Source organism: Citrobacter sp. wls711 (assembly GCF_005281055.1).
Classification (GTDB): Bacteria; Pseudomonadota; Gammaproteobacteria; order Enterobacterales; family Enterobacteriaceae; genus Citrobacter; species Citrobacter gillenii.
Map to the genome: position 1 here is coordinate 56,033 of NZ_SZXC01000021.1, position 12,335 is coordinate 68,367.

Annotated in this window: 16 protein-coding genes; 10 read left to right on the plus strand and 6 right to left on the minus strand. The window is 50.7% G+C overall.

Going from position 1 to position 12,335, the window contains the following annotated elements:
* Positions 1-4: 4 nt before the first annotated feature.
* From fliM to rcsA, 7 genes are all read left to right on the plus strand, one after another.
* Entirely contained in the window at positions 5-1,009 is a 1,005-nt protein-coding gene (fliM, locus tag FDW98_RS07475) for a flagellar motor switch protein FliM (RefSeq protein ID WP_096757514.1), read from the plus strand.
* Positions 1,006-1,419: a flagellar motor switch protein FliN gene (fliN, locus tag FDW98_RS07480; RefSeq protein ID WP_096757515.1), complete on the plus strand. Its 414-nt coding sequence runs from the start codon at positions 1,006-1,008 to the stop codon at positions 1,417-1,419. The genes fliM and fliN overlap by 4 nt, the downstream gene beginning before the upstream one ends.
* Positions 1,419-1,796: a flagellar biosynthetic protein FliO gene (gene fliO, locus FDW98_RS07485; protein WP_096757516.1), complete on the plus strand. Its 378-nt coding sequence runs from the start codon at positions 1,419-1,421 to the stop codon at positions 1,794-1,796. The genes fliN and fliO overlap by 1 nt, the downstream gene beginning before the upstream one ends.
* Positions 1,796-2,533, plus strand: a complete 738-nt coding sequence (fliP, locus tag FDW98_RS07490; protein ID WP_096757517.1) for a flagellar type III secretion system pore protein FliP — start codon at positions 1,796-1,798, stop codon at positions 2,531-2,533. The genes fliO and fliP overlap by 1 nt, the downstream gene beginning before the upstream one ends.
* A 9-nt stretch (positions 2,534-2,542) precedes the next feature.
* Entirely contained in the window at positions 2,543-2,812 is a 270-nt protein-coding gene (gene fliQ / locus FDW98_RS07495) for a flagellar biosynthesis protein FliQ (RefSeq protein WP_096757518.1), read from the plus strand.
* 8 nt (positions 2,813-2,820) lie between these two features.
* Complete coding sequence (fliR, locus tag FDW98_RS07500) at positions 2,821-3,615, plus strand: flagellar biosynthetic protein FliR (protein ID WP_096757519.1); 795 nt, start codon at positions 2,821-2,823, stop codon at positions 3,613-3,615.
* Between the two features lie 281 nt (positions 3,616-3,896).
* Positions 3,897-4,520: a transcriptional regulator RcsA gene (gene rcsA, locus FDW98_RS07505; RefSeq protein ID WP_096757520.1), complete on the plus strand. Its 624-nt coding sequence runs from the start codon at positions 3,897-3,899 to the stop codon at positions 4,518-4,520.
* Positions 4,521-4,575: 55 nt separating this feature from the next.
* On the opposite strand, the gene dsrB is transcribed toward rcsA, so the two are convergent.
* Positions 4,576-4,764 carry a protein DsrB gene (dsrB, locus tag FDW98_RS07510; RefSeq protein WP_170974186.1) on the minus strand — a complete coding sequence of 63 codons (189 nt, stop codon included), beginning with the start codon at positions 4,762-4,764 and terminating at the stop codon, positions 4,576-4,578.
* A 163-nt stretch (positions 4,765-4,927) separates the two neighbouring features.
* On the opposite strand from dsrB, the gene yodD reads away from it, so the two are divergent.
* A complete protein-coding gene (gene yodD / locus FDW98_RS07515; protein ID WP_096757522.1) occupies positions 4,928-5,155 on the plus strand; it encodes a YodD family peroxide/acid resistance protein in 228 nt (75 codons plus the stop codon).
* 206 nt (positions 5,156-5,361) lie between these two features.
* On the opposite strand, the gene FDW98_RS07520 is transcribed toward yodD, so the two are convergent.
* Positions 5,362-5,541: a YodC family protein gene (locus FDW98_RS07520; RefSeq protein WP_170973029.1), complete on the minus strand. Its 180-nt coding sequence runs from the start codon at positions 5,539-5,541 to the stop codon at positions 5,362-5,364.
* Between the two features lie 77 nt (positions 5,542-5,618).
* Positions 5,619-6,530, minus strand: a complete 912-nt coding sequence (locus tag FDW98_RS07525) for a DUF808 domain-containing protein (protein WP_096757524.1) — start codon at positions 6,528-6,530, stop codon at positions 5,619-5,621.
* A 177-nt stretch (positions 6,531-6,707) separates the two neighbouring features.
* Between FDW98_RS07525 and yedA the strand changes: the two genes are divergently transcribed.
* Positions 6,708-7,628, plus strand: coding sequence for a drug/metabolite exporter YedA (yedA, locus tag FDW98_RS07530; RefSeq protein ID WP_096757525.1), 921 nt, complete (start codon positions 6,708-6,710; stop codon positions 7,626-7,628).
* On the opposite strand, the gene FDW98_RS07535 is transcribed toward yedA, so the two are convergent.
* From FDW98_RS07535 to FDW98_RS07545, 3 genes are all read right to left on the minus strand, one after another.
* Complete coding sequence (locus FDW98_RS07535) at positions 7,620-8,087, minus strand: very short patch repair endonuclease (RefSeq protein WP_096757526.1); 468 nt, start codon at positions 8,085-8,087, stop codon at positions 7,620-7,622. The two genes, yedA and FDW98_RS07535, sit on opposite strands and share 9 nt — an antisense overlap.
* Positions 8,068-9,498 carry a DNA cytosine methyltransferase gene (locus FDW98_RS07540; protein WP_096757527.1) on the minus strand — a complete coding sequence of 477 codons (1,431 nt, stop codon included), beginning with the start codon at positions 9,496-9,498 and terminating at the stop codon, positions 8,068-8,070. Before FDW98_RS07540 ends, FDW98_RS07535 begins: the two co-directional genes overlap by 20 nt.
* Positions 9,499-9,571: 73 nt before the next feature.
* Positions 9,572-10,267: a phosphohydrolase gene (locus FDW98_RS07545; RefSeq protein WP_096757528.1), complete on the minus strand. Its 696-nt coding sequence runs from the start codon at positions 10,265-10,267 to the stop codon at positions 9,572-9,574.
* 399 nt (positions 10,268-10,666) lie between these two features.
* Between FDW98_RS07545 and ompC the strand changes: the two genes are divergently transcribed.
* The gene (gene ompC / locus FDW98_RS07550; RefSeq protein ID WP_096757529.1) at positions 10,667-11,842 is read left to right on the plus strand and encodes a porin OmpC; all 1,176 of its coding nucleotides are present in this window, start codon (positions 10,667-10,669) and stop codon (positions 11,840-11,842) included.
* Positions 11,843-12,335: the final 493 nt, after the last annotated feature.

A 12,335-nucleotide genomic window follows, 5' to 3' on the forward strand; every position in this document is an offset into this window, starting at 1 on the left:
AGACATGGGCGACAGTATTCTTTCTCAGGCTGAAATTGACGCATTGCTTAACGGCGATAGCGACACCAAAGACGAACCTATTTCCGGTATTGCAAACGAAAGCAATATTCGTCCGTACGATCCCAACACCCAACGCCGCGTCGTTCGCGAGCGTTTGCAGGCGCTGGAGATCATCAACGAACGCTTCGCGCGCCAGTTCCGGATGGGATTATTTAACCTGTTGCGCCGTAGCCCGGATATTACCGTGGGTGCGATCCGCATCCAGCCGTATCACGAGTTTGCGCGTAACTTACCGGTGCCGACCAACCTGAACTTGATCCACCTGAAACCGCTCCGCGGGACGGGTCTGGTGGTGTTCTCGCCGAGTCTGGTGTTTATCGCCGTCGATAACCTGTTTGGCGGTGATGGACGCTTCCCGACGAAGGTGGAAGGTCGCGAATTTACGCATACCGAGCAGCGCGTGATCAACCGCATGCTGAAGCTGGCGCTGGAAAGCTACAGCGACGCCTGGAAAGCGATCCATCCGCTGGAAGTGGAGTACGTGCGCTCGGAAATGCAGGTGAAATTTACCAATATCACCACCTCACCAAACGACATCGTGGTCAACACCCCGTTCCACGTTGAGATTGGTAACCTGACCGGTGAATTTAACATCTGTCTGCCCTTCAGCATGATTGAACCGTTGCGCGAGCTGCTGGTTAACCCGCCGCTGGAAAACTCGCGCAATGAGGATCAGAACTGGCGTAATAACCTGGTGCGTCAGGTTCAGCATTCAGAGCTGGAGCTGGTGGCGAACTTTGCCGACATTCCGCTGCGTCTGTCGCAGATTTTAAAGCTCAAACCCGGCGATGTGCTGCCGATTGAAAAACCCGACCGCATTATTGCTCATGTGGACGGCGTACCTGTGCTGACCAGCCAATATGGCACCGTAAACGGTCAGTATGCGTTACGCGTAGAACATTTGATCAACCCGATTTTGAATTCGCTGAATGAGGAACAGCCCAAATGAGTGACATGAATAATCCGTCCGATGAGAACACTGGTGCATTGGACGATCTGTGGGCTGACGCGTTAAACGAGCAAACAACGACCACGGCTAAAAGTTCGGTAGATGCGGTATTCCAGCAGTTAGGCGGCGGGGACGTCAGCGGTACACTGCAGGACATCGACCTGATCATGGACATTCCGGTCAAGCTGACCGTCGAACTGGGCCGCACTCGCATGACCATCAAAGAGCTGCTGCGCCTGACGCAAGGCTCCGTCGTCGCACTTGACGGTCTGGCGGGCGAGCCGCTGGATATTCTGATCAACGGTTACCTGATTGCTCAGGGCGAAGTGGTTGTCGTCGCAGATAAATACGGCGTGCGTATCACTGACATTATTACGCCGTCTGAACGTATGCGCCGCCTGAGCCGTTAATGATGAACACCCAGGCTACCGTCTCTCAGCCCACCAGCGTTCCCGGCTCACCGCTGGTGCAGGTCAGCGGTGCTCTGCTGGGCATCATCCTGTTGATCCTCGCCGCGGCCTGGGTCATTAAGCGTTTGGGCTTTGCATCCAAAGGGGGCAGTACACGAGGGTTGAACGTTACAGCCAGTACCTCATTGGGCCCGCGCGAACGGGTGGTGATTGTTGAGGTTGAGGACGCACGTCTGGTGCTGGGTGTGACCGCATCGCAGATTAACGTGCTGCATACCCTGCCCCCTGCGCCCGTGGTGGCCGACGAGAATCCAGCTCCCCCGGCTGATTTCCAGTCCATGATGAAGAGTTTACTTAAGCGTCCTGGGAGATCCTGATGCGCCGTTTGTTATCCCTCACGCTGCTCGGTTTGTGGCTGTTCAGCCCAGTAGCCGTGGCCCAGCTTCCCGGTCTGGTTAGCCAGCCGCTGCCCGGCGGCGGGCAAAGCTGGACGCTACCGGTGCAGACGCTGGTGTTTATCACCTCTCTGACGTTCCTGCCCGCTATTTTGCTGATGATGACCAGCTTCACCCGCATCATCATCGTTTTCGGTCTGTTACGTAATGCGCTGGGAACCCCGTCCGCTCCGCCAAACCAGGTGTTACTTGGACTGGCGCTATTTTTGACGTTTTTCATCATGTCCCCGGTGATCGACAAAATCTACGTTGATGCATATCAGCCGTTCAGCGAAGAGAAGATCTCCATGCAGGAAGCGATAGAGAAAGGCGCACAGCCGCTGCGTGAGTTTATGTTGCGCCAGACCCGCGAAGCCGATCTGGCGCTTTTTGCGCGTCTGGCAAACAGCGGACCATTGCAGGGACCGGAAGCCGTGCCGATGCGAATCCTGCTGCCTGCCTATGTCACCAGCGAACTGAAAACCGCCTTCCAGATAGGTTTTACGATTTTCATTCCTTTCCTGATAATCGACCTGGTGATCGCCAGCGTATTGATGGCACTCGGGATGATGATGGTACCGCCCGCCACCATCGCGCTACCGTTTAAGCTGATGCTGTTTGTGCTGGTTGACGGCTGGCAACTGCTTGTCGGTTCGCTGGCGCAAAGTTTTTACAGTTAGAGGCGCGAAATGACACCTGAATCGGTCATGATGATGGGCACTGAGGCGATGAAAGTCGCCCTTGCCCTCGCCGCGCCGTTGTTAATGATTGCTCTGGTAACGGGGCTGATTATTAGCATCCTGCAGGCGGCAACCCAAATTAACGAAATGACGCTGTCGTTCATTCCAAAAATTGTCGCGGTCTTTATCGCCATTATTGTGGCCGGACCGTGGATGCTTAACCTGTTGCTGGACTATGTACGCACCCTGTTCAGCAATATCCCTTACATCATCGGGTAGACGCCACCATGCTGCAGGTGACGAGCGATCAATGGTTATACTGGCTAAACCTGTATTTTTGGCCGCTGCTGCGCGTGCTGGCACTCATTTCAACGGCACCCATCCTCAGTGAGCGTGCGATACCTAAGCGGGTAAAGCTGGGTCTGGGCCTGATGATCACGGTGGTTATCGCCCCGTCCCTGCCCGCCAATGACGTGCCGATTTTCTCCATCGAGGCATTATGGCAGGCGATGCAGCAAATCCTGATCGGCATCGCGTTAGGCTTCACCATGCAGTTTGCGTTTGCTGCGGTACGTACGGCCGGTGAGTTAATTGGCCTGCAAATGGGGCTTTCTTTCGCCACATTTTTTGACCCCGGCAGCCGCCTGAACATGCCGGTGCTGGCGCGACTGATGGATTTACTCGCCATGCTGCTGTTTTTGACCTTTAACGGTCACTTATGGTTGATCTCACTGCTGGTGGATACGTTTCATACCCTGCCGATTGGCGGTCACTCAGTAAACAGCAATGCCTTCCTCGCCCTTGCCCGCGCGGGCAGCTTAATATTCCTCAACGGATTGATGCTGGCACTGCCGGTGATGACGTTGCTGCTCACCCTCAACCTCGCACTCGGGTTGTTAAATCGTATGGCTCCCCAACTCTCCGTATTTGTGATTGGTTTTCCGCTGACCCTGACGGTAGGTATTTCTTTAATGGCCGCATTAATGCCATTAATTGCCCCATTCTGCGAACGATTATTCAGCGAAATTTTTAATTTACTTGCCGATATCATCAGTGAAATGCCCACAAATAATAACCCATAGTATTTATCCTGTTTTACTAAGGATTGTCCGAAATTAAAAAATAGACCACATCTACCAGGATAACGCTGCCGCGGCTTATTTGTTTTTGCCTTACTCACAGAACGCAACATTTACTTTACTTTAAGAAGTTTCCTGGCAAATTATACGCAACTTTACGGGATAGTAAATCCGCCTGAAAACAAGCAGTAAAAACGTCATCTTGGGTTGTTATTATTCCGTTTAGTTGTGCAGAAATAATCAGGTAAGGGGAATTATCGTTACGCATTGAGTGAGGGTAAGCCATGTCAACGATTATTATGGATTTATGCAGTTACACCCGGTTAGGGTTGACCGGGTATCTGGTAAGCCGGGGGGTGAAAAAAAAGGAAATCAACGGTATTTCAACCGTTGACGAACTCAGTATCGCCTGTGACGCACATCAACCTGCTGTGGTGTTTATTAATGAAGACTGTTTCATCCACGATCCGGCTAACAGTCAGCAAATAAAGCAGATCATTAATCAGCATCCCAGTACATTATTTATCGTATTTATGGCTATTGCCAACGTCCATTTTGATGAATATCTCCTGGTCAGAAAAAATTTATTAATCAGCTCAAAGTCGATTAAACCGGATTCACTGGACGAATTGCTTGGAGATATTCTTAAAAAGGATGCGGATATTGTTGTCGATGTCAATCTGCCGACACTGTCATTAAGCCGCACCGAGTCCAGCATGTTACGCATGTGGATGGAGGGTCAGGGAACCCTTCAGATTTCCGATCAAATGAATATCAAAGCAAAAACCGTCTCATCTCATAAGGGGAATATAAAACGAAAGATCAAAACGCATAATAAACAGGTGATCTATCACGTCGTTCGACTCACCGATAACGTCACCAACGGTATCTTTGTGAATATGCGCTAGTATGTGCTGACTGGTGGGAATGTCACCAGTCAGCATCAAGACAAAAGCGGTATGATTAGTCTACCTTCTCCACAAAAATACCATCCTGATGACCTGACTCGTTAAAGAACCAGATACCGAGCGGGTAGTCTTCCAGCGAAACCAGGTACATGGTGCCTTCACTAAACTCCTCGATTGCCAGTACCCGACCAGGCCGACGAGGACCGCCGTCCGTTTTGACTGTAACCCGATCATTCACCTTCATCATTTTCCTCCTGTGGCTTTGTGCCAGTGTAGAACAATTTCTATTTTCTGGCAGCGCCTGGCGTGCGCGATTGCGGGTTTTCTCGACGGTCTATACTTAGAAAGTGTGCGTTAGCGATTTTGCTGCATACACCCGGTATCCGTAACGGTTGAGAGGTAGGTGAATGAAAACCGCGAAAGAGTACAGCGAGACGGCCAAACGTGAGGTCAGCGTTGATGTAGACGCGCTGCTGGAGGCAATCAACGAAATCTGCGAGAGCGAGATTCATCGCAGCCGCGATGACCCGGATCGCGTCAGTGTTGACGGTCGTGATTACCATACATGGCATGAGTTAGCCGAAGCGTTTGAGTTGGATATCCACGATTTTAGCGTGACGGAAATCAATCGCTGACTTCAGGCGAAAAAAATCCCGGCCCTCAGTGGGTCGGGATCAAGCTTGCTTATGCAAGAAGCACTTGAAAATTCGTTACACCAGGAAATCTGATGTGAGGCCAACCTTATCTACAATTTTTTTGCCTGACAAGTAAATAATTCTCACCAAAATGATAAATATAACTAATGGTTGAGAGATCACTCACTTACGCCTGAACGTAATGTTCAGGCATCCTGCCGTTGTTGCCCTTTACCGGACGTCAGTTCATCTTCACGGAATGCTTCCCGTTTGACGCCAAAGCCATCGTACCAGCGACACTCGACCATGCCGCTAGCGTATCCGGTGACAATCATGCGTGGGCCACCCTGTTTCACGGTGACTTCCTCACTGACAGAAAAGACCATACCTGCCTCCTGTATCAAGAGAAACCTTTTCACCTTAGACGACAAGCAGCCTTTTTGCATAATCAGGTAAACAAAAATTAGTGTGAAACACCGCGCAGTTTTGCGACCATTTTCACCAGCAGTACCACAATGCCACCAATGATAAAGCCCAATACAAGGTTTAACAGGGTCGGAATCATCATTGAAATGAATGGATTCTGTTGCTGGGTGAACTGCTCGATCGCATGATGCAACGGTGCGATCCCGTGGACGACAATGCCACCTCCTACCAAAAACATCGCCAGAGTTCCCACCACCGACAGCGTTTTCATCAGCCAGGGCGCCACCACCAGCAAGCCTTTACCCAGCGCCTGAGCGACCGCGCTGCGCTTTTCAGCCAGCCAGAAGCCGATGTCGTCCAGCTTGACGATAATGCCAACCAGGCCGTATACGCCAACGGTGACCGCTAAAGCGATCCCTGACAGCACCAGAACCTGATTGAGCAACGGCGCATCGGCCACAATTCCCAGCGTAATCGCCACAATCTCCGCAGATAAAATAAAATCGGTACGTACGGCCCCTTTGATTTTATCTTTCTCAAAGGTCAGTGGGTCCTGCGCCGCCAGCTCTGCCAGACGCTGCTGGCGTTCTTCCGGCGTTTCCTGATGTTTGCGCGCCTGCAGCGTATGCAGGACTTTTTCCACGCCTTCAAAACAGAGGAACGCCCCACCAATCATTAATAACGGGGTAATCGCCCAGGGAATAAAGGCACTGATCAGTAACGCCAACGGCACAAGAATAACTTTGTTGACGAAAGATCCTTTTGCCACGCTCCAGACGACCGGAAGTTCACGGTTTGCCCGTACGCCCGATACCTGCTGCGCGTTAAGCGACAGGTCATCTCCCAGAACGCCCGCGGTTTTTTTTGCGGCCAATTTTCCCATCATGGAGACATCGTCAAGCAGCGTGGCGATGTCATCGAGTAAGGTCAGTAAGCTACTTCCTGCCAAAATTTTCACCCTCAATATTATTTTTTTACGTCATTAGTATGAAGTAAAAAACGTGATGCTGAAACTCACCTTTATGGTCAACAAATTTTTAACAACAACGGGCAATTATAAATCTCGCCAGCACGATAGTTTTGACGTTTACTATGTTGCGCCTTTTTATTTCCACCGTGAGGGATTATGCGTTTCAGGCAATTGTTACCGCTTTTCAGCGCGCTGTTCGCGCTGTACATTATTTGGGGTTCCACCTACTTCGTTATCCGTATTGGCGTTGAGAGTTGGCCGCCGCTCATGATGGCCGGCGTGCGTTTTCTGTCTGCGGGGATTTTGTTAACCGCATTTTTACTTCTGCGCGGCCACAAACTGCCGCCATTACGCCCGCTGCTCAATGCCGCACTGATCGGTATTCTGCTGCTGGCAGTGGGAAATGGGTTGGTCACCGTCGCCGAACACCAGAACGTCCCTTCCGGCATCGCTGCCGTGGTGGTCGCCACCGTCCCACTGTTTACGCTGTGCTTCAGCTATTTCTTTGGCATTAAAACCCGCAAGCTGGAGTGGATGGGCATCGCTATCGGACTGGCCGGGATCATTATGCTTAACAGCGGCGGGAATTTGAGTGGCAACCCCTGGGGTGCAGTGTTGATCCTGATTGGCTCAATGAGCTGGGCATTCGGTTCCGTGTACGGTTCCCGCATTACCTTACCCGTGGGTATGATGGCCGGTGCAATTGAAATGCTCGCCGCCGGTATCGTGCTGATGGGGGCCTCACTTATCTCCGGAGAAAAGCTGACTACAATGCCATCTTTTTCTGGGTTTATGGCGGTCGCTTACCTGGCGCTGTTCGGCTCCATTATCGCCATCAACGCATATATGTACCTGATCCGTAACGTGAGTCCGGCGCTGGCAACCAGCTATGCCTACGTCAACCCGGTTGTTGCCGTCTTATTAGGTACCGGTCTGGGAGGTGAAAGCCTGGCGTTCATCGAGTGGCTGGCACTCGGAGTGATTGTTTTTGCCGTGGTGCTAGTGACGCTGGGTAAATACCTGTTCCCGGTCAAAGCAGACGCGGTCGCCGCCCCGTCGGAAAAGTCGTTACAGTAAATGAATACCCTGGGTGTCGATCTGCGCGGTAGCGCCACCGCTGCAGATCCACTCGACCACGCGCTCGGACAACGCCTCATCGCTGAGTTTTTTTCGCCCTCGTATGGCGCACTCCCAGATAATGAGTACCCGCCAGCCAAGTGCCTGCAGTCTCTCGCGATCCCGCGCATCGCGTTCGACGTTTTTGCCTATTTTAGCCAGCCAGAATTGCGTGCGCGTCGCGGGGGTTTTAAATAAATAACACTCGTGGTGATGCCAGAAACAACCATGAGTAAAAATAACACACTGATAGTCATCCACCACAAAATCAGGGCGGCCTGGTAGCGCCGCATCCTGCACGCGAAACGTTACCCCCTGCTCCGTCAATACGCTGGCCAGACGTTTCTCAATCGCCGTATCGCGGGTCGCAATTGCCCGCATATTTTTACTGCGCGTGGCCTTATCGTGAACGTCTGCCATGCAGACTCTCTTTCTCACGCAGCGCGACGGCCTGTTTGATTTTTGGCTCCAGCAGTCGGGCCACCGCCGCAAATGCCGGGACTACCACCGAATTGCCGAACTGGCGATAGGCCTGGGTATCCGACACCGGAATACGGAACTGATAACCCTGAGGCGACTCAAATCCCATCAGGCGCGCGCACTCTCGGGGCGTAAGTCTGCGCGGTCGGTGCAACTGGTTGTGCGGATCGTCAAAATCCTGTTCACCCAGCGCCATATCCCAGCCACGGTCGATTAATATTTCTGCCCCGTCTTTGTAATAGCGCGCAGATAACGTGCGCGTTACGCTGTGCGGATTGCCAGGATATACCATGCCGTAGCCAAAGCCGTTCCCCCGCGCCTGATGCTTTTTCGCGTAGCGATATAAATATTTCCACAACACCGGCGTCAGGATGTATTTCACGTCAACGGTCGGTTCAAGCAGCTCGGCCAGCGTAATACGTCGTTGCGGGTAGCGGGTGACAATATCCCGTAGCGTAAAGTCATTTTTCAGATTCAGATCGCGGCGAAAGCCCACGAGGACAATACGTTCGCGATGCTGCGGTAAAAAGTGTTTTCCATCGATAATTTTAGGATCGTCCGGCCCGTTTTCCGCCGCATCCGCCACGTCATACCCTAACTCATCCAGCGTTTGCATAATGATGCGAAACGTTTTCCCCTGGTCATGGCTCTTCAGGTTTTTGACGTTTTCCAGCACAAAGATTGCCGGACGGCGGGCATCAATGATTCTGACCACGTCGAAAAATAGCGTACCTTGCGTATCACAGGCAAAACCGTGCGCACGACCTAAGGCATTTTTCTTGGAGACGCCTGCCAGCGAAAACGGCTGGCAGGGAAAGCCGGCCAGCAGCACATCATGCTGAGGGACATGCTGGCGGATATGTTCAGCCGCCTCCTCATCGCTCACCCCGGCACGATGGCTTAACGTAATATCGCGAATATCTTCATTAAAATGGTGCTGGTCAGGATCGCAATAGTAATTCGCTTTGTAAGTACGCACCGCATGCTTGTTCCACTCGCTGGTAAACACGCACTGTCCACCGATCGCTTCGAAGCCGCGGCGAATACCGCCAATTCCGGCGAAAAGATCGATAAAACGAAAAGCATACTGCGGATGATGCACCGGCGGCGTCGGTAGCAAGGTCTTCAGGTGGGAATATTCACGATCGCTCAGGCGGTGCCATGTCTCGTTCGCAACCACACGTTTAAAGATGGCCGGACTCCAGTGATGCTCACCGACGCCATTAAGGTGAGCCACCAGCGTTTTCACGTCGTAAATCTCAAGCAGCTTAGCCAACATCACCTGCACGGCGATCCCGGTATCCTCTGTCATCAGGTTTATGGTGCCTGTTACTGAAAAATTTTCCTGCATACATTTAACCGGCCAAAATGGATTAGCGACAGGTTAACATAAAACAGAGGTGTTTACGTTTCAGCTGTGCAGGCTACCGATGCGCCTTAAAGGGCTGAATCGCGGTGAGATCCAGCGCCTCATACTCCCCTTTTAACTCGGCGCTTAATTTCGCCATATAGGTCAGCAAAAAATCAGCGTTATGTTGCGCTAAATACCGTCCCTGCGCCGTTTGCATCGTCAGCGGCAGTTGCAATAATTTGGTCTGGAAATGATCGAGTGCATATTGCTTGTCGTTGAGCTCGCGCCGTTGTGCAAAAGGGTCTTCCGCATCAAACAGGGCCACCCCCAGTGCACCAGAAACCGCAAATACGCGGGCTAAGCCAATGGCCCCCAACGCCTCAAGTCTGTCAGCATCCTGAACAATTTTGGCCTCGATCGTGGTTGGCGAAATTTTTGCGCTAAAACTGTGTGCTTCAATGGCATGACTTACCGCCGGCAGCCGTTCTTCTGGAAATGTGGGGAAAAACTGCGTCAATACGCGGCAGGTTTCCTGCGCCGCCAGTACCGACGAGCGATGTCGGTCAGGATGGTTTTTCGGCAAGCTGATAAGGTCATGAAAATAGCAGGCTGTCAGCACCACCAGCCAGTCGATGGTTGCATCAGCACCCAGCTGTTGTGACGTCATCCACACACGACGAAAATGAAAGATGTCATGGGCTGCATCCTGCCCGAGGTGATTTTCACGTAACCATGCCTCAAATTGCGACTGCCAGTACTGTAAATCCATGCTATTCCTCGCGAGCGCTACGCCCATATATACACCGCATAAATTAACCCATCTATTTTATAACATCAAATGATTAATCATTATGGGCCAGGGCCAGAATCTACAAATTATAAATACAATCAACATAAACATACTAAATTTATATAAAATCAAAATTCAATATAATCAACATCAAACTCATAACCTAATGATAAATAAATCATTTACATGATAAATGTGAAATGCGTAAACATATTAAATAAATAACAAAAACCCAAACAGAAATATTTTGAAATCTTTTAAATAGATTTGTTACATGTTATATTTTAAAATAAATGAACTTCATAGAATAGTATCAAAACGTAGTCTTTTGGATAGAACTACATATTCACATCAATTATTATCATAAGGGAATACATAATGAAAAGAAAAGCTCTGGCACTTCTTCTCCCGGCATTATTAGCTGCAGGCGCAGCAAATGCGGCAGAAATCTATAATAAAGATGGCAACAAACTGGATCTGTACGGCAAAGTCGATGGCTTGCATTATTTCTCTGATGATGCGGGCAGTGATGGCGACCAGACTTACGTTCGTGTTGGCTTCAAAGGCGAAACGCAGATCAATAACACGCTGACGGGTTACGGCCAGTGGGAATATAACGTTCAGGCCAACAGCACCGAAGGTGAAGGCGCAAACGCGTGGACCCGTCTGGGATTTGCCGGTTTAGGCTTTGGTGAAAACGGTACCTTCGACTACGGTCGTAATTACGGCGTGGTCTACGACGTAGAAGCCTGGACCGATATGCTGCCAGAATTTGGTGGCGATACCTACACCCAGACCGACGTATATATGACCGGCCGCACCAACGGCGTGGCGACCTACCGTAACAAAGGTTTCTTTGGTCAGGCAGAAGGTCTGAACTTTGCTCTGCAGTATCAAGGTAACAACGAAAGCGCGGGCTCCGGCGAAGGTACCGGCAATGGTGAGAACCGTGAATTGGCGCGTGAAAATGGCGACGGTTTCGGTATGTCCACCTCTTACGATTTCGACTTCGGTTTAAGCCTGGGTGCTGCATATTCCAGTTCCGATCGTACTGACAACCAGGTTGCACGTGGCCGTGGCGACAGCAGTCATGCCAATAGCTATGCTGGCGGTGAAACCGCTGATGCGTGGACCATCGGTGCAAAATATGACGCTAATAACATTTACCTGGCGGCCATGTATGCTGAAACTCGCAATATGACTGCGTATGGTAAAGGAGATGGATTAGAAGGCGGTATTGCCAACAAAACCCAGAACTTTGAAGTAACCGCTCAGTATCAGTTCGACTTTGGTTTGCGTCCTGCGGTTTCCTTCCTGCAATCTAAAGGTGTTGACTTAGGCGGCTGGGATCACCATAGCAATGGCACCCCACGTTACACCGACAAAGATCTGGTCAAATATGTGGATGTTGGCGTGACTTACTACTTCAACAAAAACATGTCCACCTATGTTGATTACAAAATCAACCTGCTGGACGAAGACGACAACTTCTATGAAAGTAACGGCATCGCCACCGATGACATCGTTGCCCTCGGTTTAGTCTACCAGTTCTAATTCTGCTCAATACACCGCAAGCCCGCTTCATATAAAGCGGGCTTTTTGTTTATACGACACGTATTTGTGAGGATATTCAAAGACAAAAACATCGGTGAGACCTGCCGTGAGAGGAATTGAGTTAACCGTTTGAATAATGGCGGATAGAGGAGGATTTTCTCCCTTGGTGGAGTTGCCCCACTCCGATTTTCGTGACCGCTGATAGGGGCAGAGAAATCCGCGCCAACTCTGCACGTCTAATCCACCAATCTGATTAACGTCAGCGATGGCGATGTGGAAGTGATCGTAAAAGCCAACAACAAAATGATAGGCTTTCAGTAAGGGGCATAGCCACCGGGTACTTTAAATGAGTAGGGTGTAATGTCTCTTGTCGCGTGCCAGGTAGTACCCACACTAGTTATATTCTGGAATTTATCAGTCAGCCATTGTGAATAGCCACGGGTTTAACAGACACCTCTGAGTCATTTTGGACTGACCCCACGCCCGTAGACAA